The following is a 26,388-nucleotide window of genomic DNA, read 5'->3' as shown; positions in this document are numbered from 1 at the left end:
CGCGCCAGTGGCCCGCCTATCTCGCTCACCGCGCACAGCCCCCGCGCACCGGGGCGCAGTAATGAACGGCACGAACATGACGGACGAAGAGGTATTGGCGGAATTTCGGGCGGCTGGCGCCCTGCTCGAAGGACATTTCATCCTGTCTTCGGGTCGGCGTAGCGGCAATTATCTGCAATGCGCCCGCGTGTTGATGAATGCTGACCGGGCTGGGCGACTGGCCCGCGCCGCCGTGCAACAGTTGCCCCGTGAACTGCGCAACGAGATCGATCTGGTCGTCTCTCCAGCGATGGGTGGCCTTATTATAGGCCATGAGGTCGGGCGCGCACTGGAAAAGGACGCGGTGTTTCTGGAGCGGCCTGAGGGCACGTTCGAATTGCGCCGCGGATTCGCGATCACACCCGGCCAGAAGGTGCTGATGGTCGAGGATGTGGTGACCACGGGCCTTTCCTCCCGCCAGGCGATCGATGCCGTGGCAGCCGAGGGTGGAATCGTGATCGCAGAGGTCGCGCTGGTCGACCGGTCGGCGGGCGAAGTCGAACTGGGCGTACCCTTCTACCCGCTCGTCAGCATCAACTTCCCGGTCTATGATGCAGACGCGGTGCCGCCTGAACTGGCGGAGATCCCGGCAATCAAGCCGGGCAGCCGAAAGGCCTGATCCGACCATGAGCACGCATCTTCGCCTGGGCGTCAATATCGACCATGTCGCGACGATCCGTAACGCGCGTGGTGGCGAGCATCCCGATCCGGTGAAGGCGGCGCTGCTGGCGGCCAAGGCTGGCGCAGACGGTATCACCGCTCATTTGCGGGAGGATCGACGGCATATTCGCGATGAAGACATCGCCACGCTGATGGCCGCGCTGACCGTGCCACTCAATCTGGAGATGGCAGCGACACAGGAAATGTTGGGCATTGCGTTAAAATATCGTCCGCACGCCGCCTGCATCGTCCCGGAAAAGCGTGAAGAACGCACGACCGAAGGTGGGCTGGACGCCTCCGGGCAGATCGAAGCGCTCAAACCAATCGTCGGCGCGTTGAGCGATGCGGGCATCCGTGTCAGCCTGTTCATCGAACCGGACCCGGTACAGATTGAGGCGGCGATTCGGCTTGCCGCGCCGGTGGTCGAATTTCACACCGGCCGCTACGCCCATCTGGTGGGCGAAGAACGGGCTGGCGAATTGCGGCGGCTGGCTGACGCCGCGGCGCTGGCGGCCAAAAACGGCATCGAACCCCATGCAGGCCACGGCCTGACCTTCGACAATGTCGGACCCGTCGCCGCCATTCCGCAGGTCGCCGAGCTCAATATCGGCCACTTCCTGATCGGCGAGGCGATCTTCGGCGGGCTGGAGGCCAGCATCCGTGAGATGCGGCGGCAGATGGATCTGGCCCGATGAAAGCAACAGGCGCGTGATTATCGGGCTTGGCTCTGACCTCTGCAATATCGAGCGGATACAGGCATCGCTCGACCGGTTCGGAACGCGATTCGAACAGCGGGTGTTTACCGACGTCGAGCGGGCCAAGGCGGATCGCCGACCCTTTACCAAGGCCGGTACGCTAGCCAAGCGCTTTGCCGCCAAGGAGGCCTTTTCGAAGGCCGTCGGGACGGGCTTCAAACGCGGCGTGTTCATGCGCGATATCGGGGTGGTGAACGCCCCCTCGGGCGCGCCGACGCTGGCGCTGTCCGGCGGCGCGCTGGACCGATTGAACGCCCTTGTACCAGATGGGCACAGGCCCGTGATTCACCTGACCTTGACCGATGACCATCCCTGGGCGCAGGCATTTGTAATCATCGAGGTTCTGCCGCAATAAGGCGGACCATTCCGAACGAGCGTTCAATTCCCATGACGGCAGCCGACATGACCGAGCATTCCACCAAGCCTGTCCCCTATGACAGCGCATCCGACAATGGCGCGCCGTTAATCGAGGGCGGGCCTGTCGCAGAGAGTGGCACGCCCCCGGTCAACTGGTGGCATGAGGTCAAGAGCATCGTCCTGTTGATCCTGGCGGTGCTGGCGTTCCACAGTTTCGTCGCCAAGCCTTTCTATATCCCCAGCGAATCGATGATGCCGGTGCTGCTCAAAGGCGATCGGCTGGTGGTCAGCAAATTCCCTTACGGCTGGTCCTATGTATCGCCCAGTTTTCATCCCCTGCCCTTCATCGGCGGACGGATATTCGGCCGCCTGCCCGCGCGCGGCGACATCGTCATCGTTTCGCCCCAGAACCGGCGAGAGGATTATATCAAGCGCGTCATCGGCCTGCCCGGCGACATCATAGAGGTGCGTGGCGGCCAGGTGATCCTGAACGGGATCGCATTGAAGCAGAAGGCGGTAAAGCCAATCCGCATTCCCATTGATGCCAACGCCCCCTGCCCGCCTTCGCAATTTCCCGGTGCGCTGATCCAGGCCGCCGACGGGTTGGATTATTGCGAGTTGCCGGTGCGACAGGAAATCCTGCCCAATGGCAAGACCTATCTGACCATCGATGTCGGCCCGAGCGCGCTCGACTGGTACGGACCTGTGCGCGTTCCCACCAATCACGTTTTCCTGATGGGGGACAATCGCGACAACAGCGCCGACAGCCGCGCTCCGCTGGAGGAAAATGGCCTTGGCGGACCGGTACCGTGGGAAACGATCGGCGGCCGGGCCGAATTCATCACCTTCTCGCTGGACGGCAACGCCAACTGGAACCCTGTCAGTTGGTTCCGCGCCCTGCGTGGCGAGCGCGCCGGGAACAGCCTGAGACCGGCAAGCGTTACACCCCCGAAATAAGGCAATGAAAGGGGCCGGGCTTGAGCGACAAACAAATGCATGTTGAGGAGCCAGGCCCCAGCGAATTGCAAAGCCCCCTCGTCCAGCATGAACTGAAGCGCGCAGGCGTCTGGTTTGCGCTGGGGATCGCCATCGCGCTGCTGGTGCTGCTGGCGCAGCCGCTGATGCTGGTGATGGGCGCGTTGGTGCTGGCGACGATGATGGACGGCGGCACACGCCTGTTGGGTCGTACCGCGCCGATAGGCCGCGGCTGGCGGCTGACAATCGTGCTGCTCGGTGCGGTCGCCTTCATGGTCTACACTTTCTACCTCACCGGATCGAGCCTCGCCGCGCAGGCGCAGGCGATGCGGACCATCGTGGAGGCGCAGGTCACGCGCATCGGCGGCTGGATGCAGCAAATGGGCATCACGACCACGCCGGAAGACCTCAAGAGCCTCGCCACCCAGGCGATGAGTTCGATGGGCCGGGTCACGGCGGCCGTAGGCACGGCGGTCGGCGCCATCACCAGCGGCGTTATGATGCTGGTGCTGGCGATCTTCATCGCGGTCGAGCCAAAACTCTATGAACGCGGCGTCGCCTGGATGCTGCCGATGGAAAAGCGCGCCAATTTCTACACCATCGCCGACAAGATGGGCTGGACGCTGCGGCGGCTGATGTTCGGGCGGCTGATCGGCATGACGGTCGAGGGTGTTGGCACATGGCTGCTGCTGTGGGCGGGCGGCGTACCGATGGCGGGACTGCTGGGCATCCTGACCGGCCTGTTCGCCTTCCTCCCCAATATCGGGTCGATCATTTCCGGCGTGCTGATCATATTGGTGGGCTTTTCGGCTGGCACCAATACCGGCCTTTATGCCTTTGGCGTCTATCTGGCGGTACAGATCGTCGATGGCTATCTGATCGTGCCGATGGTCGCGAAAAAGGCGACCGACCTTGCCCCTGCACTGGTGTTGGCCGCGCAGATCCTGTTTGGCGCGCTGTTCGGCATCATGGGCCTGTTTCTGGCCGATCCGATCGTCGCAATGATCAAGGTCTATCTGGAAGAACGCTCCAGGACGCTGGGCGCCAAGGCGAGCGGCCAGACTGAACCACGGACCATAGAAAAACGGGCCTGACTGGAGAGGCAGGCCCGTTTTTGCATCTTCTTTGGCGCTCAGTGTTCTTTGGCGCTCGGTGGCGCTTTACTGACCCGGCATCTGCGGCGGTATTGGCGGTGCGCCGGCGCCGCCCTGATGTTGCATCATCTGCTGCATCTGCATGATTTCCGCCTTCGATTTAAAATCGATGACATGGATATCGAAGACCAGCAGCGAATTGCCGGGGATCGGGCCATTATCTTCGGCGCCATAGCCAAGCTGCGGCGGAATCCACAGCTTGTATTTGCCGCCCTTCTTCATCTTTTGCAGGCCTTCGGAGAAGCCCGGCACGACGCCATCCACCGGCATCGCCGCCTGCGGATTCTCGTCAAAGACCGTACCGTCGAGCAGCGTGCCCTTGTAACCGATCAGCGCAACATCAGAAGCCGTCAGAGTCGGGCCGCTGCCCTCCTCGATCACCTTGAGTTGAAGCCCCGATGGCGTGGTCACGACGCCCGCTTCCCCGGCATTGGCCGCAAGGAAGCTGACCGGCGTCGCAGCGACACCACCCTGCCCCGCCCAGGCCAGACCGCCTGCTGCGAGTGCCACGGCAGCAACACCAATCCACAGGCGGGTCAACGACCCCTTTGCAATGGGGCGAAGGGGAACGGCCGTCGTGGACATGGCTTTGGCGCCTTGTAGCTGAGGGGAAGTTGGAAAAAACAGGCACGGAGCGGCGTTTCAGCCGCCCCGCCGGGACGCCAGGGGCGTCTTACCGGACGCCGTCACGCTCGGCGCGCTTGCGCTCCAGTTTGCGTGCGCGGCGAACCGCAGCGGCCTTTTCACGGGCGCGCTTTTCCGAGGGCTTCTCATAGTGGCGACGCAACTTCATTTCGCGATACACACCCTCGCGCTGCAGCTTCTTCTTGAGCGCGCGCAGGGCCTGATCGACATTGTTGTCGCGAACGATGATTTGCATAACCCAGTCTATCTCCAGTCGATAACAGTCGGATCGGCGGGAAAAAATCCTTCCCGACGGGCCGGCCGAAAGCAAAAAAGCAACAAGCCGCCGCAAGTCACCCTGCGTCGTATGGCTGGCGCCCTACCAGCAGAGTCGCAGAAACTCAACCCAAAAGCCGACTCCCTCGACATATGCGACGGACGGAGGGATAGTGCGGTCATAATAAACAAGGAGGATCGCCATGGCTACCGCCATCAACAGCCCAACCATGAGTGACGCGGAACGGGAAGCGCGCCAGCAGCTAGCCGCCTGTTATCGCATTTTCGACCATATGGGCTGGTCCGAATTGATCTACAACCACATCACGCTGAAGGTACCCGGCGAAGACGGCGCTTTCCTCATCAACCCGTTCGGTATGCTCTATTCAGAGGTTTGTGCGTCCAACCTGGTCAAGATCGACATTGACGGCACGGTACTGGACGGCAGCCCCTACCCCGTCAACCGCGCCGGCTTTACCCAGCATAGCGTCTTTCACCGCCATTTGCCCGACGCCCATTGCATCATCCACACCCATACAACAGCGGGCATGGCAGTGAGCGCGACCGTCGAAGGACTGACGCCCACAAACTTCTACGCCGCCGCCTTCATCGGGCGGATCGCCTACCACGAGTTCGAGGGGGTGACGATTCGCCCCGAGGAGGGCGAACGGCTGATTGCCAATCTGGGCGACAAACGAATCATGATGCTGCGCAACCATGGGACGCTGGTGATGGCCGATAGCCTGCCCAAGGCGTTCCTGACTCACTGGATGCTCCAGCGCGCCTGCGAAATCCAGGTGGCGACTGGCGCAGCGGGCACGCCGGTGGTGATCCCGCATGAGGTGATCGCGGTGCATCAACGCGATCTGGCGGGCGTGACGCTGCCCGTTGGGCCGGGTGTACCCGACTTTCAGGCGATGGTGCGACTGATCGACCGGCAGGACAAGAGTTGGCGGGACTAGGGGCTTCGCGGCCGACATCCGACAGGCTGTTGGACGCTCCCCCGCCGCTACGCTAGAGCAAACGACATGACCCGGTTCACCGTCAACGATCGCCCCGTCCAATATCGAATGGACCCGGACACGCCTTTACTGTGGGCGCTGCGTGATGCGTCGAACCTGACGGGCACGAAATATGGCTGTGGGACGGGCGATTGCGGGGCCTGCACCGTCGATATTGATGGTGAAGCGGTTCGATCCTGCCAGATCAGCATCGGCAAGACCGAAGGGCGCTTCGTCACCACGATCGAGGCACTATCCCCCGATCGCGGCCATCCGCTGCAACAGGCATTCGCGGCGGAAAATGTGTCGCAATGCGGCTATTGCATCCCCGGCATGATCATGGCGGCGTCGGTACTGCTCAGGCGGACCAGCGACCCCAGCGACGACGAGATTGACGGCGCGATCACCAATATCTGCCGCTGCGGGGTTTATCCGCGCGTGCGGGGGGCGATCAAGCGCGCGGCGCGTGTCATGCGGGGCGAGGAACAGGTCGCCGCCGCCCCGCCGCCCGGCATTACACCCGAGGATGCAGCGCGGACGGTGCCTGCGTTGAAGAAGCCATAGCCACCCTAGAGCATAATCCGATCCGATTGCATCGGCGCGGCTGTCTAGTCTTTTGATTTACCGCGTTTTCTGAGCCAGCAGGTGATTCCGCCTGCTTGGAAAACGCTCTAACCGAAACGGTAGCCCGAGACGGTCCAGCCCAGCACGCTGCTGCGATGATCGCGCACAGCCGGATCGTCGCCGCCAGCGCCCAACGCGATCATCAGCGGCAACAGATGCTCTTCGCGCGGGTGAGCGAAATGCGCGTGGGGAAGATGATCCCAGGCGGCGACCCGTCGCGCGCGGCTATCGGCATCGGGATCGGTCACAGCCGCGGTCAACGCATCGTCCCAGGTGGCGGACGGCGCCATCGCCTGTGCCCCACGCACGCGCAAATTGTGGAAGCTCATGCCCGATCCGACGATCAGCACGCCTTCGTCGCGCAGGGGCGCAAGCGCCCGTCCGGCAGCGATATGTGCAACGGGATCAAGATCATGGCGAAGCGAGATCTGCGCCAGTGGAATGTCCGCGCTGGGGACCGCGACCTTCATGGGGATGAAAACACCATGGTCCCAGCCGCGTGCGGTTTCCTCCGATGTGGCGAAACCGGCACCTTCCAGCAATGCAGCGGCGCGGCGAGCGACGTCGGGCGCGCCCGACGCATCCCAACGCAACTGATAAGTGTGCGGCGGGAAGCCGTGATAGTCGAACAGTAGTTCCGGCCGTTCGCCGACATGAACAGTGAAGTCCCGCGCCTCCCAATGGCCCGAGACCAGCAGTATGGCGCGCGGACGTTCGGCCAAGCTGCCGATCAGACCTGCCAGATAGTCCTGCATCGGATGCCACATCGGGTCGCTGTGGGGATGATCGGGATCGGCAGGGTCCATGAAGAAGCAGGGACCGCCCCCATGGGGGATGAAGAATGTGGGAAGTGTCATGCACCAACAGATCGGGTGGCGACGCTCCGCCCGCAATCGCCCAGTAGGAAACGAAGGGTTTCGTCCACGCTAACGACCTTAGCCGCACAGGACTGATGCCTATGTGATGACGGAAAGTAGCCGGGCCAAGAACCGAATCTTTCTGCAAGCTGACAGAACAATTCAGCAATGCGACATAGCGACAAGCCTAAATGAAGGAGACAACGGGCCAGATGGTGTCCGTCAGAGGAAAGTCAAAGGCGATGTTTAGGAAGACAATGCTGGTGGGTCTTATGGCCGTGACTGCACTGGGCGGCGTTGCCCCCGCCTACGCACAGCGTGGCGACAATGAACATGGCCGTTCGGAGCGTGGCAGTTCTGATCGGGGTCGTGGTCAGGGTTGGCAGCGCGGTGGCGAAGCGCGTCCCCAGGGCGGCCAGATGGATCGCGGGCAGACACAAGGCCGTCAGATGCAGGACGGTCGCGGCGCGCAATGGCGTGGTGCGCAGGCGCAGCCCGGCGGCCAGCCACAAATGCAGGCTCGCCCCCAGGTGCAGCCACAGCGTGCGCCCGAAGCCCAGCGCGAATGGCAGCAGGGCCAGCGCGCCCAGCAGCAACAGGGCTGGCAGCAAGGGCAGCGCAATGAACGGCAATATTGGCGCCAGGGCAGTCGCAACGAAGGGCGCGGCGAAGCCCGCAATAACAGCCGCGACGAAACGCAGAACAACTGGCGCAATGACAACCGCAACAACGCACGTCAGAATGATTGGCGCAACGATCGCCCGTCCAATGGCTGGAACAATACGAACAACGGGCGCTGGCAAAGTGGTGCCCGCCGCTATGATGACCGGACGCGCTGGAGCAACCAGCGGCGCTGGGACAATGGCTGGCGCAATGACCGTCGCTATGACTGGCAGAGCTATCGCTCGCATTATGGCGACCGCTACCGGGCAAGTCGATATTATGCACCGCGCGGCTGGGATTATGGCTATCGGCGTTTCTCGGTAGGGATATTCCTGTCGAACATGCTCTATGCCAATAATTACTGGCTGGACGATCCTTACAGCTACCGCCTGCCACCCGCCTACGGCACGCTACGCTGGGTGCGCTATTATGACGATGCGCTGTTGGTCGATATCCGCGACGGCTATGTCGTCGATGTGATTCACGATTTCTTCATCTAAACAAATATCGGACTTCCTGGACTGGCCTTCAGGAACCACTGGACCCGAGGCGGCAACGTCTCGGGTTCTTTTATATTGATGGCACCCAAGGGGAATGGCAGAGGCGCAGCATGAGCGATCCGATCATCGACGATGGCGGGGTGGCCTCCGCCCACCGCGCCCGGATAGGGCAGACCGTCCGGTCGCGGCTGGACCGCAATCCACTGGTCAGCCGCATCGAGGCGCAGGACTTCGAAATCTATGGCCGCCATGATTTCCTGAGCGCGCAGGAATGCGCCGATCTACGCAGCCAGATCGACGCGCAGGCGCAACCCTCCACCTTGTTTGCCGGGAGCGCCAATCCCGACTATCGCACCAGTCACAGTTGCCACCTCAATCACCACGACCCGCTGGTGCTGGGAGTGAGTGATCGAATTGCCGCACTGACCGGGATCGACCCGGCCACCGGAGAAACGCTTCAAGGGCAGCGTTATACGGCGGGTCAGGAATATAAGGTTCATTGCGACTATTTTCCCGTCACCGCCGACTATTGGCCCAGGATGCGCGCAACCGGCGGGCAGCGCTGCTGGACGGCGATGATCTACCTCTCCCCTGTCGAGGCGGGAGGCGAGACGCACTTCCCCCATTGCGAATTCATGGTCCCCCCGCGTGAGGGGATGATCCTGATCTGGAACAATCTGGATAACAACGGCGCGCCCAATCCCCAGAGCGTCCATGCCGCGCGCCCGGTCGAGCAGGGCAGCAAATATGTCGTCACGAAATGGTATCGCGAACGCGCCTGGACACCCTGAACTGTCGTTACACTTTGCGACAGAGATGACTGATAGCTGACAGCGTCATTCCCCGCCCGTTCAGTCAGGCTGCCCTATAATGCCCTTGTTGATTGAGGAACCCGCCGCTCCGTCGGCAGTTCTCACCAGCGATATTCAGCAAAGGCTGAAGGGAGAAAAGATATGCGTAAGATCATCATGTTAGGCCTGCTGGCCGCCACCGTCATGCCGGGCGTCGCCCAGGCGCAATCCTATCGCGAAGCCCGCGACAGCCAGCGCGAAGTACGCCAGGAACGACGCGACCTGCAACAGGCCCAGCGGCATGGCGATCGCCGCGATGTGCGTGACGCCCGCGCTGACCTGCGCGACGCCCGCCAGGAATCGCGTGAGGACTGGCGCGACTATCGCAAGAGCCACCGCGACGTCTATCGTGGCGGCAACTGGCGCGCGCCGTTCCGCTACAATCAGTGGAATGTCGGCGCCCAGCTTCGCCCGTCCTATTATAATTCACGCTATTATATCAACGACCCGCAGCGCTATCGCCTGCCCCGCGCCGGTGCCAACACCCGCTGGGTGCGCCACTATAATGATGTGCTGCTGGTCAATGTCCGGACCGGTCGCGTGATGCAGGTCCATCGCGGCTTCTTCTGGTAAGCCAGCAAGCCGAAGCTGAAATTATTGCGGCCCCGCACTTAGGTCCGGGGCCGCTTATCGTTGCGACGACACTCTCTCCAAAGACCCATCCCCCTTGGCCGCGCCGCCCGTTTCCGGGCAGGCGCGGCCGATGACATACGCATGGCATATCACCGGTCCGAAAGGGGGGTGGACCATCCTTGCAAACGTATAGAACGGATGAATGTTCCGTTCGTCTCAGGCTCAGCTTTGCCCAAGCACCTTGGCAATAAGTTTCCGACTATTATCAATACCATAGAGGGCAATAAAGCTGCCCATGCGCGGCCCCTGATCGGCACCGAGCAACGTCTGGTATAGCGCCTTGAACCAGTCACGCAGTTCCGCAAAGCCGAACGCCTCATCCTTGCCGATGGCATAGACGATATTCTGGACATCTTCCGCCGAGGCATCGGCGGATAGAGCTCCAAGTTCATCATCCAGCTTTTGCAGCGCGGCGGCTTCATTCGGCTCAGGCGCGCGACGCTTGAGCGTTGGCGCGACGAAATCACGGTGATAGGCCAACGCATGGCCAATCAGCGCGTCAAGCTCGGGATAGGCCTCTGGCGAAGCGTCGGCGACATAGTTGCGGAGATAACTCCACACCTGATCGCGGGTCGCGTCCCCCATCACCCCGACCAGATTCAGCAACAGGCCGAAGGTCACGGGCAGAGTGCCCTGCGGCAGCTTTCCGTCATGGATATGGTGGACCGGGTTGCCCAGTTGCTGCTCGACCGCCTGATTGGCATAATTGCCGCGGAACTGCCAATATTCGTCCACCGCACGCGGGATGACGCCCATGTGCAATTGCTTGGCCTTTTTCGGCTCCCGATAGGCGTAGAAAGCCAGGCTTTCCTGCGGACCATAGGTCAACCATTGGTCGAGGCTCAGACCATTGCCCTTGGACTTGGAGATTTTCTCCCCCTTCTCGTCCAGGAACATTTCGTAGTTGAAGCCCTCGGGCGGGCGGGCGCCCAGCGCGCGGCAAATCTTCGAGCTTTGCGTGACCGAATCGATCAGATCCTTGCCAGCCATCTCATAATCGACGCCCAGCGCGACCCAGCGCATCGCCCAGTCGACCTTCCATTGCAGCTTCGCCGCGCCGGACAGGATCGACTGTTCAACCATCTCACCCCCAGGGACCGAAGTGTCTTGAAAGCGGACGAGGCCAGCCTCGGCGTCGATCACCTCGACCGGCACTTGCAGGACGATCCCGCTCTTGGCCGAGATTGGCAGGATAGGGGAATAGGTCGCCTGCCGCTCCTTGCGGAGCGTGGGCAGCATAATGTCCATGATCGCAGAATAGCGCCGCAACACCTGACGCAGCGCCTCGTCGAACGCGCCAGCCTGATAGCGTTCGGTCGCCGAGACGAATTCATAATCGAAGCCATAGCGGTCAAGAAATTCGCGCAGCGTCGCATTATTATGATGCGCGAAACTTTCATGACATCCGAACGGGTCGGGCACCTGCGTCAGTGGCTTGCCCAGATGCTCGGCCAGCATCGCGCCATTGGGCACATTGTCGGGCACTTTGCGCAGGCCGTCCATATCATCGCTGAACGCGACCAGCCGCGTCGGCACGTCCGACAGCGCATGGAAGGCGTTACGAACCATCGTCGTGCGGAGCACTTCATTGAACGTGCCGATATGCGGCAGGCCCGACGGGCCATAGCCGGTTTCAAACAGGATATGGCCCTTGCCCGGCGCGCCATCCGGATAGCGCTTCAACAGCTTGCGCGCTTCCTCATAGGGCCAGGCCTTGGACGAGAGCGCGGCGGCGCGCAGGGTATCGGATACGGTCATAGCGATGCCCCACTAGACTGTACGGCGGCGAAAAGAAACGCCCTTTACCCGCGAAAAGTGGGCCAAATCGTGCCGGATTTTCAACTTTCGTTAACCCTGATCTAGGATAATCCCATATTGGAGGCACCATGCAGATACCGCGCAGTCGCGAACGCATCACCGTAGAAATTCCCATCGTCATAACGACGGTGCTGGAAAGCATGGAAGGCGTGATCGTCGACCTGAGCGAAGGCGGCGCGCAGATTACCGGGTGCAGCCTGCCTCCGAAAAGCCAGTGCCAGATCGATCTGGACGGCTATGTCGTGTTCGGCACGGTGCGCTGGTCGGAAGAAGACCGCATGGGCATCCGCTTTCCGTTCACCATGACTGAAGGCCCGTTGTTCGAAAAGCTGGCAATGGCAAAGACCCCAAAGCACGCGCCAGCCGCCTACCAATTGCGCCCCGCAACCTCGCGACCCGCTCCGGTCGCCAGCATCGGTGGCGGTGGGTTCGGACGTCGGCGCGCCTGACGGCCACTTTCGCCCCCGCATCTAATTTCGCCGCAAAGGCGGTTTCCCTTTTGTTCCGACATCACTAAGCCGGGTCCGTGATCGACCCTGCTTCCCTACCCGCGCTTCATGCCAGCCATGGCGGCGTGTGGCTGCGCGAGGGCGACGAAACACGCGGCTTGGCCAAGGGGCAGGCTATCGCGCGTGCGGCAGAAACGCCGGTCCTGCTGCTGAACGCACCGCTGACCGGACAGCGGCTGGGCTATCCTGAACTCAACGGCCTCGACCTGCTGGAATTATGGGCCTTCGTCTATCCAGCGCGCTTTGTGGTGCCCACGCCCAAGGGGCTGGCCGATGCGCTGGGCCTGACGCCACCGCGGCAGGAGGGCGATATTCCAGCGCTGCTACAAGCGGTGGCGGGCGCACTGGTCGCGACACTGACGAACACCGGCTGGACCGAGCGGGAGGGCGCATGGACCAGCGCGCAATCGCTGGCGCGGCTGCGCTGGCCCTGGGCGCCGCTGGTCGTGCCACACATAGCCAAGCCGCGCGAAGCGGAACGCTGGCTCTTTTCCAAATTGTCCGAATGGGAAGAAGCCGCCCCCCGCCCTGCTCCACGCACGATCACCCTGAATGGTGATACGGTGCTGGAGCGGCTGGACCGGCTGACCGGCGCGGGCGCGGAGCCGCGTCAGGGCCAGCGCGATTATGCAGAGGCGGCCGCTGCAACCTTTGGCCCCAAGCAAATGCGCGACCAGCCCAATATGCTGCTGGCAGAGGCAGGCACGGGCATCGGCAAGACGCTGGGCTATCTCGCCCCCGCCTCGCTCTGGGCCGCCGAAGCGGGCGGGACGGTGTGGGTGTCCACCTATACCAAGGCACTGCAACGCCAGTTGGACCGCGAAACGCTGCGCCTGTTTCCCGATCCGCAGATCGCGGCGAAGCGGGTGGTGGTTCGCAAGGGTCGCGAAAATTATCTGTGCCTCCTGAACCTTGAGGATGCATTGCAGGGTGGCTTTGCGGGCCGTGCCGCCGTGCTGGCGCAACTGGTCGCGCGCTGGGCGGCGTTCACCAAGGATGGCGACATGATCGGCGGCGACCTGCCCGGCTGGTTGCCGACGCTGTTTCGCCGCAACGGCTCCACCGCGCTGACCGACCGGCGCGGCGAGTGCATCTATGCGGGCTGTCCGCATTATCGCAAATGCTTCATCGAACGATCGGCGCGCGCCTCCGCCGACGCGGACATCGTCATCGCCAACCATGCGCTGGTGATGATCAACGCCGCGCGCGGGCGTGAGACGGGGCAGCATCCCACGCGCATCATCTTCGACGAAGGGCATCATCTGTTCGATGCGGCCGATTCGACCTTCTCCGCTGCCTTGTCCGGGGCGGAGGCGATCGAGTTGCGGCGCTGGATCATCGGTCCCGAAGGCACGTCGCGCGGGCGACGGCGGGGGCTGGCGGCGCGCCTGTCCGACGTCGCAAGCTATGATACAGAGGGTGGCGAGGCGATCGAGGCGGCGCGCAATGCGGCGCAGGCGCTGCCGAGCGATGACTGGTTGAAGCGCATCGTCGGGGGCGATCCGTTCGGGCCGATCGAGCGGCTGCTCGCGGCGGCGCGAGGCACGGTCTATACGCGCGCGGCGGAAAATGGCGAAGCGGATGCAGGCTATGGCCTGGAGACGGAACTGGCCGAACCGGACGGCGCGCTGGTCGACGCCGCGCAGGAAGCGGCGCTGGCGCTCGACGGGCTGCTGCGCCCGCTCACGCGCCTGGGCAAGCGGCTGGAAGCGGTGATCGAGGATGCGCCCGACTGGCTTGACGGCGCAGCGCGCGCTCGGATTGAGGGGGCGATCGCCTCGCTTGGCTGGCGCTGCGACCTGATCGCCGCCTGGCTGGCATTGCTGGCGCGAATCGGCGGCCCGGCGGACAGCGATTATGTGGACTGGCTGGCGGTTGATCGTTTCGAGGGGCGCGAATTCGACATCGGTATCCACCGCCACTGGCTGGACCCGACCAAGCCCCTCGCCCAGACGGTGCTGAAGCCGGCGCAGGGCGTCATCGTCACCTCGGCGACTCTGAAAGGCGGTGGCGACTGGGGCAATGCGGAGGAACGCAGCGGCGCGACCCACCTGCCACGCGGCGCCGCACGGTTCGAAGCAAATAGCCCATTCGACTATCCACAAGCCTCACAGGTGCTGGTCGTCACCGACATCAAGCGCGGCGACATTGCCGCGCTGTCGGGCGCCTATGCACGACTGATCGAGGCGGCGGGCGGCGGCACGCTGGGCCTGTTCACTGCCATCCGTCGCTTGCGGACCGTTCATGCCCGGATCGCTGACCGGCTGGCGCGGGCCGGCCTGCCGCTCTTTGCCCAGCATGTCGATCCAATGGATACGGGCACGCTGGTTGATATTTTCCGGGACGATCCGCGCGCGTCCCTGCTGGGCACCGATGCCTTGCGGGACGGTGTGGACGTTCCCGGCCATTCGCTGCGGCTGGTGGTGATGGAAGGGGTGCCATGGCCCAAGCCAACGGTGCTGCACGCGGCGCGGCGGCTGGTGGGCGGGGGCAATGCCTATGACGACCGGCTGATCCGTGCGCGGTTGGCGCAGGCCTTTGGGCGGCTGATCCGGCGGGCGGGCGACCAAGGGAGCTTCGTCATTCTGTCCGCCGCCATGCCCAGCCGCTTGCTGAGCGCCTTTCCGCCGGGCGTGCCGATCCGCCGTGTGACGTTGGACGAAGCGATCATTGCTGTCAGCACCTCTTCGTCCGACGACAAATCCTTTGTCGGATCGGGACATCCCCCACTTGGCGCGGACGGCGCCTTCGTGCATCAGGGGGACGAATCCAAGAGCGGCGACCTGGAGAGCGAATGAAGCGGTTGACCCTGTTGCGCCACGCCAAGTCCGACTGGGACGATCCGGTAGCGCGCGATTTCGATCGGCCCCTCAATCGCCGGGGCGAGAAGGCCGCGCTGCTGGTCGGCCAATATGCGAAATCGCGGAAGATGGCGTTTGATCACTTGGTCGCATCCCCCGCCGCACGGGTGATGCAGACGCTGGAAACCTTCTTCGAAGGCTATGGGCAGGCGGTCGAGACGCAGTGGGACCGGCGCATCTACCTGGCATCCCCCGCCACGCTGATCGACGTGATTCGCGATCTGCCCGAACGCGTGGACAGCGCGCTGATGGCCGGACATAATCCGGGGTTGGAGGAACTGATCCTGGCTCTCGTGCCGGACGACGGCGCCAGCACGTTGCGCGAAGATGTGGAGGTGAAGTTCCCGACCGCAAGCCTGGTCGTTCTCGATCTTGCCGTAGAACGCTGGTCGGACGTAGCCGATAACAGCGCCACGCTGGTCAGTTTCACACGGCCACGTGATCTTGATCCGGCGCTCGGGCCAGAAACGCGTTGAGTCTGTTGTGGTGAACCTGTTGCGATGAAAGCGGGGCCATCCACACCGATCCACTGGCGCATCGCAGAGGCAAAGGATGCCCCGGCCCTTTCCATATTGGGCGGCGCGACGTTCCTGACGAGTTTTGCCCATGACCATCCGGGGCCGGCACTGGTCGATCATATCCGTCGCGCTCATGGCGATGACTATTATCGGGCCGCCATCGGCAATCCGCGCCACTATTTGCTGATCGGTGAAACACCGCTTGGCGCGCCCGTCGGCTATGCGCTGCTGACCCCGCCTGACCTGCCCGTGGCGACCGACGATGCAACGGACCTGGAACTGAAACGCATCTATCTGCTGACCGGCTGGCAGGGCGGCGGCAATGGCGACGCACTGATGGGGCTGCTTATGCAGGAAGCGGTACGGCGCGGGGCGAGCAGACTGCTACTGGCGGTCTATCCACAAAATGACCGCGCACGGCGCTTTTATGCGCGGCACGGCTTTGTGCAGATTGGGTCGATGACCTTCATGGTCGGCGACGTGCCGTTCGAGGATCTGGTCTATGCGCGGGATTTATAGATCGGTCCCGAGCGCTTAGAGCATGATCCGATCAGACTGAGTCGGATCATGCTCCATTTATCTTTTGTTTTCCGCATTTTCGTAAGTCAGCAGATCGTGCCATCTGCCTAGAAAATGCTCTAAGGTTCGCCGACGATCTTCGCCAATTGCGCGCGGATCGCTTCCAGTCGGGCGATCAGGGCGAGGTCCTGGTCAGATGAGGCTGGCCTATCCTGTGGCGCATGGCCTTCCCCCTCTGCCAGCGCCTTCTGCGCACCGCGAACGGTAAAACCCTCAACATTGAGCAACTGATTGATGCGATGGGCGAGTGCAACGTCGGCGGGCCGATAGTAGCGACGATTGCCCGATCGCTGCAGCGGGCGGAGTTCCGGGAAACGCGTTTCCCAATAGCGCAGTATATGCTGGGGCAAACATAGCTCCGCCGCCAGTTCGCTGATCGTCAGAAATGCACCCTCAACCTTCATAGCAGGCTGGTTTGCACCTATAGTTGATAAAAGGTCAACCTTGGCAAGGTCTGACCAGTGCGACAACCAGGCCGCTATTAAGGGTTACGCCCCCGCAACGCGATCCCGCATCGACTGGCTGGCGCGGAAGGTCAGCACTCGCCGTGAATCGATCGGCACTTCCACCCCGGTCTTGGGATTGCGGCCCATGCGCTGGTTCTTGTCGCGCAGGACGAAGGTGCCAAAGCTGGAAATCTTCACATTCTCGCCACGCTCCAGCGCGTCGGACATATGATCAAGAATGGATTCGACGATCGACGACGCCTCCGCCCGCGACAGGCCGATATGGCGGTTAACGCTTTCGGCCAGGTCGGCACGCGTCAAGGTTCCGTTGCTGCTCATCCTGTCCCCGCTTTTCGCCACCAAGCCCCTTTGATCATCGGGCGCGGACGATCACGGCGAAATGTGCGACATCCTCACCGATTCGGCAAGGCTTCACATTGTAAGGATTGAACAATATCGGGACAGGTCCGCAACAACCCGCTTTCCGGGAAATGATCGTCAGGTCCGAAGGACGCAGGCACCCCAGGTAAAGCCGCCGCCCATCGCCTCCAGCACCAGCACCTGGCCCGGCTGGATTCGCCCGTCACGCATGGCGACATCAAGCGCCAAGGGTACGGAGGCCGCCGACGTATTGGCGTGGCGATCCACGGTGACGACCACCTTGTCCGGCGATAATTTGAGCTTGCGTGCGGTCGCATCGAGAATGCGGGCATTGGCTTGATGCGGGATCAGCCAGTCGATATCCTGCGGGTCCAGGCCCGCTACACCCATCACTTCGTTCAGTACGGAAGCAAGGTTGGTGACGGCATGGCGAAACACCTCCTGCCCCTTCATCCGCAGCTTGCCCACGGTGCCGGTAGTCGACGGACCGCCATCGACATAGAGAAGGCCATTATGGCGGCCATCGGCGTGCAATTTCGCCGCCAGGATGCCGCGTGCGCCCGCTTCGCTTTCCTCCGCGCCCAGCACGACCGCACCCGCGCCGTCGCCGAAGAGAACGCAGGTCGTGCGATCCTCCCAGTCGAGGATGCGGCTGAAGGTTTCCGAACCAATGACAAGCGCGCGATCCGCAGCGCCGCTGCGGATCATACTGTCGGCGACAGTCATCGCGTAGAGAAAGCCCGAGCAGACCGCCGCAACGTCGAATGCAACGCAATCGTCGATCCCGAGTGCAGCCTGAACGATAGTAGCGCTGGCCGGGAACGTCTGGTCCGGCGTGGCGGTTGCCAAGATGATGAGGTCTATCGCCTGTGGTCCCAACCCCGCGGCGTCAAGCGCAGCACGGGCCGCTTGTGTCGCCAGCGTCGCGGTGGTTTCCCCTTCAGCGGCGATGTGACGGTTGCGGATGCCGGTCCGCTCGACGATCCATTCGTCGCTGGTGTCCACCGTCTCCGCCAGTTCAGCATTGGAGACAGCGCGCGACGGCAGGGCTGAGCCCGTACCAAGCAGGACGGAGCGACGGATCACTTTACGGGCAGCTCCATATGGGACGCGGTGGTTGAAAGCGACTCGACGCTCGCCATGTCCGCCGCGATCCGGCGGGTAATATCCTCTTCCAACAGCCGGGCTGCAACATGAACAGCGTTGGCCACGCCCTTTTCATTGGCGTTACCGTGGCTTTTCACCACCACGCCATTCAACCCCAGAAATACTGCGCCATTGTGATTATTGGGGTCGAGATGATGCTTGAGAAGGTGCATCGCCGGCTTGGAAATGAGGAAGCCCAGTTTCGAGCGAATCGAACTGGTGAAAGCGCGACGCAGCACGTCGGTGACGAAACGGGCGGTGCCCTCCGCCGTCTTGAGCGCGACATTGCCCGAAAATCCGTCGCACACGATCACGTCGGTGTCGCCATGGCCGATCTTGTCGCCCTCGGTAAATCCTTCGAAGCGCAACGGCAGCGTCGCCTTGCGCAACATGGCGGCCGCATCGCGGATCTCATCCGTCCCCTTCATCTCCTCCGTGCCGATATTCAGCAGGCGGACGCGGGGTGTTTCAAGATCGAAGGCAATGCGTGCATAGGCCGCGCCCATCACAGCGAACTGGACAAGATTGCGAGCGTCACATTCAGTATTGGCGCCAAGATCCAGCATGACGACATCATTGTCACCCAGCGTCGGCAGCATGGCCGCCAGCGCGGGCCGATCGACACCCTTCATGGTCCGCAGCGCGACCTTGGCCATGGCCATCAGCGCGCCGGTATTGCCGGCGGACACGGCCGCGCCGGCATCCCCCGCCTTCACCGCCGCAATCGCCATGCTCATGGAGCTGGTTTTCTTGCGGATGGCGGCGCTGGGCTTGTCGGTCGCCTCCACAACCGTAGCGGCGTGGACGACCTCTGACGCGGCGCGCAGATTGGGATGACTGTCGAGCGCAGACTTTATCTGCGCCTCGTCCCCGAACAGGGTAAAGCGCAGCCCGTCGTGGCGGTGACGGGCGAGCGCAGCGCCAGCCAACATCACGCGCACACCAACATCCCCGCCCATCGCGTCGATTGCGATCCGCGGTTGGCTGCTCACTTTATGACCCCTTGTTCAGGAGAGTGTCGGCAAAAAGCGTGAATTACGCCCCGACGGCGACGACTTCACGGCCATTATAATGGCCGCAGGCGTCGCATAGGTTATGTGGGCGCTTCAGTTCGCCACAGTTGGAGCATTCCTGGAATGCTTCGATACGCAGCGAATCGTGGCTGCGGCGCATACCACGCTTGGAGGGGGACGTTTTCCGCTTGGGAACAGCCATATCGGCACCTATTTTTCGTGTTCAAGAATATGTGCGACTGGCCGGTTTCCGCTTTTGCGGGGCTGACGGCAAAAGAGCCGCAGACCCATGCGGCCCGGTTGATCGCGAAGCCATGCGCCTATAGCCAATTTTGTTGCATGTGCAAGTCCTTCCTTGCGCGAGGCTATGCGGAACATCATGGTACAAGCCAGTTACCGGGGAGGATATTCATCCATGCTGCTGCCGATCACCCTCACGCTGGCCGCCGCTAGCGCGCTGCTCAACTTCTGGCTGGCGACCCGCTGCGCGCGCCTGCGGGTGGGCGAGAAGGTGCTGCATGGCGATGGCGGCAACCCGCTGCTGGGCAAGCGTATTCGCGCCCATGCCAATTTCATCGAATATGCGCCGATAACGCTGATCCTCTTTGCACTGGTCGAACTGGCGCTGGGCGCATCGATCTGGCTGTGGGTCGCTGCCCTGATCTTCATCGTCGGGCGCGTGGGTCATGCGTTCGGCATGGACAGCGACAAGCCCAGCATAGGCCGCATGGCAGGCATCCTGCTGACCTGGGCCGTGATGCTGGGCATGGCCGTGACGGCGCTCTACGCGGCCTATACGGGCACAAGAGAGCTACCTGCGCCACCGGCGCTCGCCGCGCATGCCTGACTAAGCGCGCGCCAACACCGAATCGGCGACGAACGGATTGGTCCGGCGCTCATGGGCGAAATTGCTCATGGGTCCGTGACCGGGGACAAAAGCCGTCTCGCCACCAAGCGGCCAGAGTTTGCCCGTGATCGCGTCGATCAGATGCTGGTGATTGCCGCGCGGGAAATCCGTGCGACCGATTGATCCCTGAAACAGCACATCGCCGACGATGGCAAGGCGGCTGGGCGCGTGATGGAAGATGATATGACCCGGCGTGTGACCGGGGCAATGCAGCACGTCCAGCGTCAGTTCGCCCACGCTCACTGTGTCGCCATCCACAAGCCAGCGGTCGGGTTCGAACACCTGGCCATCAATCCCGTATTTAGCGCCGTCCTCCCCCAGCCGGTCGATCCAGAAGCGATCGTCCTCATGCGGCCCCTCGATCGGCACGCCCAGTTCGGCGGCGAGCTGGCCGGTCTGGCCGCAATGATCGATATGACCATGGGTAACGAGCAGCTTTTCGATTCGGACGCCATGCTGGGCGGCAGCGGCCTTCAGCATGGGCAAGTCGCCCCCCGCGTCGACAAAGGCGCCGCGCATGGTGGCGGTACACCAGAGCAGCGTGCAATTCTGCTGCAAGGGGGTGACGGGAATCAGGGTCGCTTTAAGGGGTGGATTGCTCATGCCGCCTGATGTGGCGAAGGCCCGGGCCATGCACAAGCCCTTCCCTCGCTTCCTTGGCCATCGCCCCGCTCACTCCGTCGCGAAGGGTTCGGCCAGGCTGATACTATCCAGCACTTTTGCCGTTTCATCGCGCACACGCAGCATCACCCGATGCAGGCGGCATTCCGATTCGGGCAGGCAGTTCGTACAGGTTTCATGCGCGAACCGGCTGGCGCAGGGCGTGAGCGCCAATGATCCGCGCGTCAGCCGAACGATGTCGCCATAGCTGACATCGACCGGCGCCAGCGCCAGCCAATAGCCCCCGTCCCGTCCGCGCTGGGTCGCGACCAGTCCCTCCCGCGACAGTTCAGAGAGGATGACGGTCAGGAACTTTGCCGGGATATTCTGCCGCGTCGCGATTTCGTTGAGGGGCACTGGTCCCTGACGGTAACGATCGGCCAGATGTTGGAGGGCGCGAATGGCGTAACGGGTCTTCTGCGAGAGCATGGATTCGTTATTCGCTCAGGCGAGCGTTTTTACAAGCGGAGAGGAAGAGTTATTCCTTCTGCTCCAGCGCCGCCCGCGCCTGTGCGGGGAAATCGCTGAACATCGCATCCACGCCGGTCGCCGCGACGGCGCGGACATAGCCTGCAAAATCGCCACGCCCCTGCGGATCGTCAGGCCGCTGCCACTGGGCGGGCAGGAAGCTGTTTTCCATCCGCAGCGTCCAGGGGTGGACCGCAAGCCCCGCATCATGCGCGCGGCCTACCAACGCGGTCGGGCCTTCAGGCGCCAGTACCAGCGAGAGCGCCGGACCGACACCATCGGCATAGGTCGCGATTCTCCCCAGCCCCTCGACACTCAGCATGTCGGCATAGCTGGTACCGGGCAGGTCGGCGGGCCCGCCCTCCGGCTCGACCAGTTGGATGAGGCGCAGGCGGGTCGCGGCGCGCAGGGCCTTCAGATTGCCCACCTCGAACGACTGGATAAAGACCGGGTCAGCGGCGTTGGTATAGCCATATTGGTCAAGCAGAGCGAGCAACGGCGCCTGATGCGGCAGGCCGATCCCCGCGAAATAGCTGGGATGCTTCGTCTCGGGATAGAGGCCGATGCGCCGCCCGACCTCCGCCTCCTTGGCGCGAATGAGCTTGAGGATTTCCTCGAACGTCGGGATCAGGAAAAGCCCATCGAAGCGCCGGTTGGCCGGGCGCAGATCAGGAAGCCGCTCACGGGCGCGCAGGGTACGCAGTTCAGCAAGGGTAAAATCCTCGGTGAACCAGCCGGAAATATCCCTCCCGTCGATCACCCTGGTCGTGCGGCGGTCGGCGAACTCCGGATGGGCGGCAACGTCGGTGGTGCCGCCGATTTCATTTTCGTGCCGGGCGACAAGGACGCCGTCCTTCGTCAGCACCAGATCCGGCTCGATATAGTCCGCGCCCTGGTCGATCGCCCGCTCATAGCTGGCGAGCGTATGTTCGGGCCGCTCGCCGCTGGCGCCGCGATGGGCGATGATCAGCGGTTCGGCAAAGGCAGCGGGAGCCATGGCGAAGGTCATCAGCGACAGCAGAAAGGCGAGGCAGCGGCGAAGCACGGCTCCGCCCCCTGCCCCCGGCCTCACGCCTTCACGCCCTCCGTGGCGGCTTCATAGATCGACGCCTTGAAGCCGATGACCGTCTTGTCGCCCACCGCCAGGATCGGCCGCTTGATCATCGACGGGCTGGTGATCATCAGCATGATCGCCTTGTCCGCGTCGATATGCGCGCGATCCCCTTCAGGCAGGGCGCGGAAGGTGGTGCCAGAGCGGTTGAGGATGGTTTCCCAGCCATGCTCATCCACCCAGCCACGCAGCGTCGCTTCGTCGATGCCCGACACCTTATAGTCATGGAAGCTGTAGGGGACGCGCTCATTGTCCAGCCAGTTGCGGGCCTTCTTGATCGTGTCGCAATTCTTGATGCCATACATGGTGGCGGGCATGATCTTTATCCTCGGGCCTTGAGAGCGGTAACTTCGATTTCGATCTTCATTTCCGGCTTGATAAGGCCAGCGACGACGCAGGTGGCGGCAGGGCGAATGTCGCCGAAAACCGCGCCCAGCGGCGGACCGATCTGATCCCAATAGGCCGGATCGGTAATATAATATGTGGCCCGTACCACATCGGCGAAGGAAAAGCCCGCCTCATCCAGCGCCTTGCCAATGATCTTCAAGGCATTGGCGGTCTGTTCCGCCACGCTTTCCGGCATGACCTTCGTTTCAGGGTCGCTGCCAGTGGTGCCGGCGACGAAGCACCAGTCGCCCTGAACGACAGCGCGCGAATAGCCGACCTGTACCTCAAAAGGCGAGCCCGAGGAAATGAGGGTGCGGGTCATGGGAATCCCTGTCCTGTGGGGTGGAAACTATCGCGCGGGCTTGTGACGCGGGCGCGGACGCCTGTCCAGTCCAAACGTCCATCGCAAACGTCCAGCCGAAACGGCGGAAATTTGGATGCGGTTCAGCCCTGCTTTATCCAGGGGGTCGCTAGAGCATGGCGATGACATGGTTTAGCAGGAATCGGGAGGCAAGTTCCCTCCGTCGCTGGAAGCCGTCGGGCGTCACCCTCTTCAATCTGGCGATGCTGGCCTTTGCGGCAGCGTGGCTGGCGCCGGAGTGGCGGGACTGGCCGTTCCCCGCCCTGACGCTCGATGCACCTGTTCCTGCGGTGTCGTCTGATCGGCTGTCGGCTGATTTCGCGCTGTGCCATCGCGGTGATGGGACGAATTGCGTGGTGGATGGCGATACTTTCTGGTTCGCGGGCGTCAAATATCGGATTGCGGACATTGATACGCCCGAAACGCATTCGCCGCGCTGCGCCGCGGAGGCTGCCCTGGGCGCGCGGGCGACGGAGCGGCTGGCAGCGCTGCTCAGTGCCGGGCCTTTCTCGCTGGAGAGCGGCGAGCGGGCCAGCGACCGCTATGGCCGGGCGCTGCGGATCGTGACGCGGGACGGCGCTTCCATCGGGGAGACGCTGGTAGCCGAGGGGCTGGCGCGACAATGGGGCGGGCATCGCGATCCGTGGTGCTGAGGGAACGGAGGAGCCGTGCGGGCCGTTGAGAGGCCTATGCCCCACAAGCCAAGGATTTGCACCATGGACCGCCCCACTCCCGATCCGCTGCCCCCGATCGACGAGGAGAATAGTGAACAGGCCGATAGCGGCACCCAGGCCAACGATGTGGCCGACGACGCCCGCGCACGGCAGACGACGCTCAGCGAAGACAGCAAGCATGGGGGCAAGACCAACCCGGCGCAAATCATCCCTGACGACATGCCGGACCTGATTGACAAGATGAACGAGATGAACCGCAGCGGCCACATCGACAATGACGCCTTTGCCGGTGAGCCGATGATGGATGATGAGGATGACGCATTGGGCGACACCGACAGCGACAATGAGGAACTGTAACGATGGCCCTCACCGCCATTTTCGCGCAGCTATCCTGCTCCAGATTGGAGGAAAGCATCGGCTGGTTCACACAGGTGTTCGGGCGTGACCCCGATGCGCGACCGATGCCGGGGCTGGCCGAATGGCATGAGGGCCAAGGCGCCGGGTTCCAACTGTTCGAGGCGGCGGATCATGCTGGGCACGGGACGCTGACGTTGATCGTCAGCGATGTCGCGAGTGATCGAGCGCGACTGGTCGAGGCCGGGCTGGAGCCGGGACCGGTCGAGGCGGCCGACTATACCAGCATTTGCCGGATGCGCGATCCCGACAGCAATCTGGTGGTACTGGCGCAGCCAACGGGGGCGTGAAACGAAAAAGGGCGGGCGTGGGGTCACACCCGGCCCCTCTTTCTTTGCCTTAGCGGCAGCTTACCCCGCCGCGGTCGATCTCACGCCCCAGCAGCGCGCCTGCACCGCCACCGATCAACGTGCCGAGCAGGTTCGAGCCGCCGCGATCAAGCTGGTTGCCCAGCACGCCGCCCAGTGCAGCGCCGACGATCAAGCCGGTGGTGCCGTCCGAACGGCGGCAATAATAGTGATCGTTCGAGCCGCGATAGATGCGGGTCTGGCGGGTCACACGGACCGGCGCATAGCCGCTGCCACCACGATAATAGCGTTCAGCATAATAGTTGCGATAGCGCGGGTCGGGCCGGTTATAGTCATAATTATAGACGACCTTGCCGGGGCGCCGATCGTTGCGCCAACCCTGACGATTATCGCGGCGGTCGTCCCGCCGGTCGGCGCGATAATCCCGCTTGTCGTCGCGGCGTTCGTGACGGGAATCCCGGCGATCATCGTGGCGCTGGGCAGAGGCCGGCACGGCCGTGAGCGCGATGGCGCCCAGCGTCAGGGTGGCAAGGGTCTTGTTGATCGTGATTTTCACGCTGATGGCTCCTTTGGTCCTGGAAAGCAGAACCGGCGACCCCAAGAAATGTTTCATGAACGCAATAAAACAGCGCGTTCAGGATTTTGTCAGGCAGGGCGGACGCAGGATACGGCACTTGGGCTGCTGCACGGTCGGATATTCGCGCTGGCCCAAATTGCGCTTATCAGCGCAATTTGGGCCAGCGCTCTCGATGTCTAATCCGACCTACTCCGCAGCAATCCCCGCTGCCTTGAACATATCCGCGTCACCCTCTTCCGGCGCGACGTCGTTGGCTTTCAACTTCTTGCGACGGTCGAAGCTGTCCCAGACGTCGCTCCACTGGCCGCGGGTGGCGCCCTTTGAATATTCGGTGGCGCGGGTTTCGAAGAAATTGGCATGCTCGACGCCGTTCAGCAGCGGGCTGAGCCAGGGGAGCGGGTGCTCCTCGATCATGTAGATGGGCTTGAGGCCCAACTGACCCAGACGCCAGTCGGCGATGTAGCGGACATATTTCTTGATGTCCTTGGGCGTCATGCCGGGCACTGGTCCCATTTCGAACACCAGGTCGACGAACGCATCCTCGATCCGCACCGTCTTCTGGCACATGTCCAAGATGTCGTCCTTGACCGCGGGGGTCAGACACTGACGTTCGGCGCAGAAGGCGTGGAAGAGTTTGATGATCCCCTCGCAATGCAGCGTCTCGTCACGGACGGACCAGGTGACGATCTGCCCCATGCCCTTCATCTTGTTGAAGCGCGGGAAGTTCATCAGCATGGCGAAGGACGCGAACAATTGCAGCCCCTCGGTAAAGCCGCCGAACATGGCGAGTGTGCGGGCAATATCCTCGTCGCTGTCGACGCCGAACTGTTGCAGATAGTCGTGTTTGTCCTTCATCTCCTTATATTGCATGAAGGCGCTATATTCGCTTTCGGGCATGCCGATCGTGTCGAGCAGATGCGAATAGGCGGCGATGTGGACCGTTTCCATGTTGCTGAACGCGGTCAGCATCATCTTGACCTCGGTCGGCTTGAACACGCGGCCATATTTTTCGTGATAGCAGTCCTGCACCTCGACATCCGCCTGGGTGAAGAAGCGGAAGATCTGCGTCAGCAGGTTGCGCTCATGATCGGACAGCTTTTGCGCCCAGTCGCGGCAATCCTCACCCAAGGGCACTTCTTCGGGCAGCCAATGCAACTGCTGCTGGCGCTTCCAGAACTCATAGGCCCAGGGATATTCGAACGGCTTGTAAACCTTGGAGGCTTGGAGAAGGGGCATGGGATTAACTCCGGGGAATATATATCATCCCCCCTCCCTTTACGG

Annotated in this window: 34 protein-coding genes; 18 read left to right on the top strand and 16 right to left on the bottom strand. The window is 62.7% G+C overall.

What is annotated here, in order from left to right; all coding sequences use genetic code 11:
* The first annotated feature begins 76 nt into the window (after positions 1-76).
* Genes pyrE through WFR25_RS04840 form a run of 5 tightly spaced genes read left to right on the top strand, consistent with a single transcriptional unit; the run spans position 77 to position 3,880 of the window.
* Positions 77-658: an orotate phosphoribosyltransferase gene (gene pyrE, locus WFR25_RS04860; protein WP_336974684.1), complete on the top strand. Its 582-nt coding sequence runs from the start codon at positions 77-79 to the stop codon at positions 656-658.
* Positions 659-665: 7 nt separating this feature from the next.
* Positions 666-1,394, top strand: coding sequence for a pyridoxine 5'-phosphate synthase (locus WFR25_RS04855; protein ID WP_336969079.1), 729 nt, complete (start codon positions 666-668; stop codon positions 1,392-1,394).
* 13 nt (positions 1,395-1,407) lie between these two features.
* A complete protein-coding gene (gene acpS, locus WFR25_RS04850; RefSeq protein WP_336969076.1) occupies positions 1,408-1,809 on the top strand; it encodes a holo-ACP synthase in 402 nt (133 codons plus the stop codon).
* A gap of 32 nt (positions 1,810-1,841) precedes the next feature.
* Positions 1,842-2,768, top strand: a complete 927-nt coding sequence (lepB, locus tag WFR25_RS04845; protein WP_336969073.1) for a signal peptidase I — start codon at positions 1,842-1,844, stop codon at positions 2,766-2,768.
* 35 nt (positions 2,769-2,803) lie between these two features.
* Entirely contained in the window at positions 2,804-3,880 is a 1,077-nt protein-coding gene (locus tag WFR25_RS04840; protein ID WP_419723192.1) for an AI-2E family transporter, read from the top strand.
* A gap of 66 nt (positions 3,881-3,946) precedes the next feature.
* Here the strand turns inward: WFR25_RS04840 and WFR25_RS04835 are convergent, their stop codons facing one another.
* Both WFR25_RS04835 and rpsU read right to left on the bottom strand, forming a co-directional pair.
* Complete coding sequence (locus WFR25_RS04835; RefSeq protein WP_336969068.1) at positions 3,947-4,525, bottom strand: FKBP-type peptidyl-prolyl cis-trans isomerase; 579 nt, start codon at positions 4,523-4,525, stop codon at positions 3,947-3,949.
* Positions 4,526-4,613: 88 nt separating this feature from the next.
* Positions 4,614-4,820 (bottom strand): 30S ribosomal protein S21, encoded by a 207-nt coding sequence (gene rpsU / locus WFR25_RS04830; RefSeq protein ID WP_004208618.1) that lies wholly within the window; start codon positions 4,818-4,820, stop codon positions 4,614-4,616.
* 223 nt (positions 4,821-5,043) lie between these two features.
* On the opposite strand from rpsU, the gene WFR25_RS04825 reads away from it, so the two are divergent.
* On the top strand, positions 5,044-5,802 hold the full coding sequence (locus WFR25_RS04825) for a class II aldolase/adducin family protein (RefSeq protein ID WP_336969066.1): 759 nt from the start codon (positions 5,044-5,046) through the stop codon (positions 5,800-5,802).
* Positions 5,803-5,868: 66 nt separating this feature from the next.
* The gene (locus WFR25_RS04820) at positions 5,869-6,405 is read left to right on the top strand and encodes a (2Fe-2S)-binding protein (protein ID WP_336969063.1); all 537 of its coding nucleotides are present in this window, start codon (positions 5,869-5,871) and stop codon (positions 6,403-6,405) included.
* A gap of 107 nt (positions 6,406-6,512) precedes the next feature.
* On the opposite strand, the gene WFR25_RS04815 is transcribed toward WFR25_RS04820, so the two are convergent.
* Positions 6,513-7,322, bottom strand: a complete 810-nt coding sequence (locus WFR25_RS04815) for a DODA-type extradiol aromatic ring-opening family dioxygenase (RefSeq protein WP_336969061.1) — start codon at positions 7,320-7,322, stop codon at positions 6,513-6,515.
* A 242-nt stretch (positions 7,323-7,564) separates the two neighbouring features.
* Here WFR25_RS04815 and WFR25_RS04810 point away from each other — a divergent pair, with 242 nt between their 5' ends.
* From WFR25_RS04810 to WFR25_RS04800, 3 genes are all read left to right on the top strand, one after another.
* On the top strand, positions 7,565-8,485 hold the full coding sequence (locus WFR25_RS04810; RefSeq protein ID WP_336969059.1) for an RcnB family protein: 921 nt from the start codon (positions 7,565-7,567) through the stop codon (positions 8,483-8,485).
* Between the two features lie 110 nt (positions 8,486-8,595).
* A complete protein-coding gene (locus WFR25_RS04805) occupies positions 8,596-9,276 on the top strand; it encodes a prolyl hydroxylase family protein (protein WP_336969058.1) in 681 nt (226 codons plus the stop codon).
* Positions 9,277-9,438: 162 nt separating this feature from the next.
* Positions 9,439-9,909: an RcnB family protein gene (locus WFR25_RS04800; RefSeq protein ID WP_336969056.1), complete on the top strand. Its 471-nt coding sequence runs from the start codon at positions 9,439-9,441 to the stop codon at positions 9,907-9,909.
* Between the two features lie 222 nt (positions 9,910-10,131).
* Here WFR25_RS04800 and WFR25_RS04795 read toward each other — a convergent pair whose 3' ends face one another.
* On the bottom strand, positions 10,132-11,727 hold the full coding sequence (locus WFR25_RS04795; RefSeq protein WP_336969053.1) for a lysine--tRNA ligase: 1,596 nt from the start codon (positions 11,725-11,727) through the stop codon (positions 10,132-10,134).
* A gap of 128 nt (positions 11,728-11,855) precedes the next feature.
* Here WFR25_RS04795 and WFR25_RS04790 point away from each other — a divergent pair, with 128 nt between their 5' ends.
* From WFR25_RS04790 to WFR25_RS04775, 4 genes are all read left to right on the top strand, one after another.
* Positions 11,856-12,236, top strand: a complete 381-nt coding sequence (locus WFR25_RS04790; protein ID WP_336969051.1) for a PilZ domain-containing protein — start codon at positions 11,856-11,858, stop codon at positions 12,234-12,236.
* A gap of 77 nt (positions 12,237-12,313) precedes the next feature.
* Positions 12,314-15,094 (top strand): ATP-dependent DNA helicase, encoded by a 2,781-nt coding sequence (locus WFR25_RS04785; RefSeq protein WP_336969049.1) that lies wholly within the window; start codon positions 12,314-12,316, stop codon positions 15,092-15,094.
* Entirely contained in the window at positions 15,091-15,633 is a 543-nt protein-coding gene (locus WFR25_RS04780) for a SixA phosphatase family protein (protein WP_336969046.1), read from the top strand. The genes WFR25_RS04785 and WFR25_RS04780 overlap by 4 nt, the downstream gene beginning before the upstream one ends.
* A gap of 24 nt (positions 15,634-15,657) precedes the next feature.
* Positions 15,658-16,194, top strand: coding sequence for a GNAT family N-acetyltransferase (locus WFR25_RS04775; protein ID WP_336969044.1), 537 nt, complete (start codon positions 15,658-15,660; stop codon positions 16,192-16,194).
* A gap of 119 nt (positions 16,195-16,313) precedes the next feature.
* Here WFR25_RS04775 and WFR25_RS04770 read toward each other — a convergent pair whose 3' ends face one another.
* The 5 genes from WFR25_RS04770 to rpmF all read right to left on the bottom strand — a co-directional run bounded on the left by WFR25_RS04770 (position 16,314) and on the right by rpmF (position 19,442).
* A complete protein-coding gene (locus WFR25_RS04770) occupies positions 16,314-16,658 on the bottom strand; it encodes a MerR family transcriptional regulator (protein WP_336969041.1) in 345 nt (114 codons plus the stop codon).
* A gap of 84 nt (positions 16,659-16,742) precedes the next feature.
* Positions 16,743-17,039: an integration host factor subunit alpha gene (locus tag WFR25_RS04765; protein WP_336969038.1), complete on the bottom strand. Its 297-nt coding sequence runs from the start codon at positions 17,037-17,039 to the stop codon at positions 16,743-16,745.
* Between the two features lie 159 nt (positions 17,040-17,198).
* Complete coding sequence (locus tag WFR25_RS04760) at positions 17,199-18,167, bottom strand: beta-ketoacyl-ACP synthase III (RefSeq protein WP_336969036.1); 969 nt, start codon at positions 18,165-18,167, stop codon at positions 17,199-17,201.
* Positions 18,164-19,186: a phosphate acyltransferase PlsX gene (gene plsX, locus WFR25_RS04755; RefSeq protein WP_336974682.1), complete on the bottom strand. Its 1,023-nt coding sequence runs from the start codon at positions 19,184-19,186 to the stop codon at positions 18,164-18,166. The genes WFR25_RS04760 and plsX overlap by 4 nt, the downstream gene beginning before the upstream one ends.
* 76 nt (positions 19,187-19,262) lie before the next feature.
* The gene (gene rpmF, locus WFR25_RS04750; RefSeq protein ID WP_336969033.1) at positions 19,263-19,442 is read right to left on the bottom strand and encodes a 50S ribosomal protein L32; all 180 of its coding nucleotides are present in this window, start codon (positions 19,440-19,442) and stop codon (positions 19,263-19,265) included.
* Between the two features lie 213 nt (positions 19,443-19,655).
* Here rpmF and WFR25_RS04745 point away from each other — a divergent pair, with 213 nt between their 5' ends.
* Positions 19,656-20,087: an MAPEG family protein gene (locus WFR25_RS04745; protein WP_336969031.1), complete on the top strand. Its 432-nt coding sequence runs from the start codon at positions 19,656-19,658 to the stop codon at positions 20,085-20,087.
* Here WFR25_RS04745 and WFR25_RS04740 read toward each other — a convergent pair whose 3' ends face one another.
* The 5 genes from WFR25_RS04740 to WFR25_RS04720 all read right to left on the bottom strand — a co-directional run bounded on the left by WFR25_RS04740 (position 20,088) and on the right by WFR25_RS04720 (position 23,095).
* On the bottom strand, positions 20,088-20,750 hold the full coding sequence (locus WFR25_RS04740) for an MBL fold metallo-hydrolase (RefSeq protein ID WP_336969030.1): 663 nt from the start codon (positions 20,748-20,750) through the stop codon (positions 20,088-20,090).
* Between the two features lie 69 nt (positions 20,751-20,819).
* Positions 20,820-21,236, bottom strand: coding sequence for an RrF2 family transcriptional regulator (locus WFR25_RS04735; RefSeq protein WP_336969028.1), 417 nt, complete (start codon positions 21,234-21,236; stop codon positions 20,820-20,822).
* A 49-nt stretch (positions 21,237-21,285) separates the two neighbouring features.
* Positions 21,286-22,284, bottom strand: coding sequence for a glycerophosphodiester phosphodiesterase (locus tag WFR25_RS04730; protein ID WP_336974681.1), 999 nt, complete (start codon positions 22,282-22,284; stop codon positions 21,286-21,288).
* Between the two features lie 59 nt (positions 22,285-22,343).
* Positions 22,344-22,703 carry an ArsC family reductase gene (locus tag WFR25_RS04725; protein ID WP_336969027.1) on the bottom strand — a complete coding sequence of 120 codons (360 nt, stop codon included), beginning with the start codon at positions 22,701-22,703 and terminating at the stop codon, positions 22,344-22,346.
* Between the two features lie 5 nt (positions 22,704-22,708).
* Positions 22,709-23,095 (bottom strand): RidA family protein, encoded by a 387-nt coding sequence (locus WFR25_RS04720; RefSeq protein ID WP_336969024.1) that lies wholly within the window; start codon positions 23,093-23,095, stop codon positions 22,709-22,711.
* Positions 23,096-23,256: 161 nt separating this feature from the next.
* Here WFR25_RS04720 and WFR25_RS04715 point away from each other — a divergent pair, with 161 nt between their 5' ends.
* From WFR25_RS04715 to WFR25_RS04705, 3 genes are all read left to right on the top strand, one after another.
* Complete coding sequence (locus tag WFR25_RS04715) at positions 23,257-23,787, top strand: thermonuclease family protein (RefSeq protein ID WP_419723191.1); 531 nt, start codon at positions 23,257-23,259, stop codon at positions 23,785-23,787.
* A 63-nt stretch (positions 23,788-23,850) separates the two neighbouring features.
* Complete coding sequence (locus tag WFR25_RS04710; RefSeq protein WP_336969018.1) at positions 23,851-24,165, top strand: hypothetical protein; 315 nt, start codon at positions 23,851-23,853, stop codon at positions 24,163-24,165.
* A gap of 2 nt (positions 24,166-24,167) precedes the next feature.
* Positions 24,168-24,512 carry a VOC family protein gene (locus tag WFR25_RS04705; protein ID WP_336969016.1) on the top strand — a complete coding sequence of 115 codons (345 nt, stop codon included), beginning with the start codon at positions 24,168-24,170 and terminating at the stop codon, positions 24,510-24,512.
* Between the two features lie 49 nt (positions 24,513-24,561).
* Here WFR25_RS04705 and WFR25_RS04700 read toward each other — a convergent pair whose 3' ends face one another.
* Both WFR25_RS04700 and WFR25_RS04695 read right to left on the bottom strand, forming a co-directional pair.
* Positions 24,562-25,086: a glycine zipper 2TM domain-containing protein gene (locus tag WFR25_RS04700; RefSeq protein WP_336969014.1), complete on the bottom strand. Its 525-nt coding sequence runs from the start codon at positions 25,084-25,086 to the stop codon at positions 24,562-24,564.
* Between the two features lie 207 nt (positions 25,087-25,293).
* Positions 25,294-26,343: a ribonucleotide-diphosphate reductase subunit beta gene (locus WFR25_RS04695; protein ID WP_336969012.1), complete on the bottom strand. Its 1,050-nt coding sequence runs from the start codon at positions 26,341-26,343 to the stop codon at positions 25,294-25,296.
* Positions 26,344-26,388: the final 45 nt, after the last annotated feature.

Source organism: Sphingobium aromaticiconvertens (assembly GCF_037154075.1).
GTDB classification, from domain to species: domain Bacteria; phylum Pseudomonadota; class Alphaproteobacteria; order Sphingomonadales; family Sphingomonadaceae; genus Sphingobium; species Sphingobium aromaticiconvertens.
This window is presented reverse-complemented; position numbering and strand designations above follow the sequence as displayed.

Bases quoted from the DNA above. Each gene is read 5' to 3' on its own strand.
- pyrE (WP_336974684.1), top strand. From the start codon at position 77: ATGACGGACGAAGAGGTATTGGCGGAATTTCGGGCGGCTGGCGCCCTG.
- WFR25_RS04855 (WP_336969079.1), top strand. From the start codon at position 666: ATGAGCACGCATCTTCGCCTGGGCGTCAATATCGACCATGTCGCGACG.
- lepB (WP_336969073.1), top strand. From the start codon at position 1,842: ATGACGGCAGCCGACATGACCGAGCATTCCACCAAGCCTGTCCCCTAT.
- WFR25_RS04840 (WP_419723192.1), top strand. From the start codon at position 2,804: ATGCATGTTGAGGAGCCAGGCCCCAGCGAATTGCAAAGCCCCCTCGTC.
- WFR25_RS04835 (WP_336969068.1), bottom strand. From the start codon at position 4,525: ATGTCCACGACGGCCGTTCCCCTTCGCCCCATTGCAAAGGGGTCGTTG.
- rpsU (WP_004208618.1), bottom strand. From the start codon at position 4,820: ATGCAAATCATCGTTCGCGACAACAATGTCGATCAGGCCCTGCGCGCG.
- WFR25_RS04825 (WP_336969066.1), top strand. From the start codon at position 5,044: ATGGCTACCGCCATCAACAGCCCAACCATGAGTGACGCGGAACGGGAA.
- WFR25_RS04820 (WP_336969063.1), top strand. From the start codon at position 5,869: ATGACCCGGTTCACCGTCAACGATCGCCCCGTCCAATATCGAATGGAC.
- WFR25_RS04815 (WP_336969061.1), bottom strand. From the start codon at position 7,322: ATGACACTTCCCACATTCTTCATCCCCCATGGGGGCGGTCCCTGCTTC.
- WFR25_RS04810 (WP_336969059.1), top strand. From the start codon at position 7,565: ATGTTTAGGAAGACAATGCTGGTGGGTCTTATGGCCGTGACTGCACTG.
- WFR25_RS04805 (WP_336969058.1), top strand. From the start codon at position 8,596: ATGAGCGATCCGATCATCGACGATGGCGGGGTGGCCTCCGCCCACCGC.
- WFR25_RS04800 (WP_336969056.1), top strand. From the start codon at position 9,439: ATGCGTAAGATCATCATGTTAGGCCTGCTGGCCGCCACCGTCATGCCG.
- WFR25_RS04795 (WP_336969053.1), bottom strand. From the start codon at position 11,727: ATGACCGTATCCGATACCCTGCGCGCCGCCGCGCTCTCGTCCAAGGCC.
- WFR25_RS04790 (WP_336969051.1), top strand. From the start codon at position 11,856: ATGCAGATACCGCGCAGTCGCGAACGCATCACCGTAGAAATTCCCATC.
- WFR25_RS04780 (WP_336969046.1), top strand. From the start codon at position 15,091: ATGAAGCGGTTGACCCTGTTGCGCCACGCCAAGTCCGACTGGGACGAT.
- WFR25_RS04775 (WP_336969044.1), top strand. From the start codon at position 15,658: ATGAAAGCGGGGCCATCCACACCGATCCACTGGCGCATCGCAGAGGCA.
- WFR25_RS04770 (WP_336969041.1), bottom strand. From the start codon at position 16,658: ATGAAGGTTGAGGGTGCATTTCTGACGATCAGCGAACTGGCGGCGGAG.
- WFR25_RS04765 (WP_336969038.1), bottom strand. From the start codon at position 17,039: ATGAGCAGCAACGGAACCTTGACGCGTGCCGACCTGGCCGAAAGCGTT.
- plsX (WP_336974682.1), bottom strand. From the start codon at position 19,186: ATGGGCGGGGATGTTGGTGTGCGCGTGATGTTGGCTGGCGCTGCGCTC.
- rpmF (WP_336969033.1), bottom strand. From the start codon at position 19,442: ATGGCTGTTCCCAAGCGGAAAACGTCCCCCTCCAAGCGTGGTATGCGC.
- WFR25_RS04745 (WP_336969031.1), top strand. From the start codon at position 19,656: ATGCTGCTGCCGATCACCCTCACGCTGGCCGCCGCTAGCGCGCTGCTC.
- WFR25_RS04740 (WP_336969030.1), bottom strand. From the start codon at position 20,750: ATGAGCAATCCACCCCTTAAAGCGACCCTGATTCCCGTCACCCCCTTG.
- WFR25_RS04735 (WP_336969028.1), bottom strand. From the start codon at position 21,236: ATGCTCTCGCAGAAGACCCGTTACGCCATTCGCGCCCTCCAACATCTG.
- WFR25_RS04730 (WP_336974681.1), bottom strand. From the start codon at position 22,284: ATGACCTTCGCCATGGCTCCCGCTGCCTTTGCCGAACCGCTGATCATC.
- WFR25_RS04725 (WP_336969027.1), bottom strand. From the start codon at position 22,703: ATGCCCGCCACCATGTATGGCATCAAGAATTGCGACACGATCAAGAAG.
- WFR25_RS04720 (WP_336969024.1), bottom strand. From the start codon at position 23,095: ATGACCCGCACCCTCATTTCCTCGGGCTCGCCTTTTGAGGTACAGGTC.
- WFR25_RS04715 (WP_419723191.1), top strand. From the start codon at position 23,257: ATGACATGGTTTAGCAGGAATCGGGAGGCAAGTTCCCTCCGTCGCTGG.
- WFR25_RS04710 (WP_336969018.1), top strand. From the start codon at position 23,851: ATGGACCGCCCCACTCCCGATCCGCTGCCCCCGATCGACGAGGAGAAT.
- WFR25_RS04705 (WP_336969016.1), top strand. From the start codon at position 24,168: ATGGCCCTCACCGCCATTTTCGCGCAGCTATCCTGCTCCAGATTGGAG.
- WFR25_RS04695 (WP_336969012.1), bottom strand. From the start codon at position 26,343: ATGCCCCTTCTCCAAGCCTCCAAGGTTTACAAGCCGTTCGAATATCCC.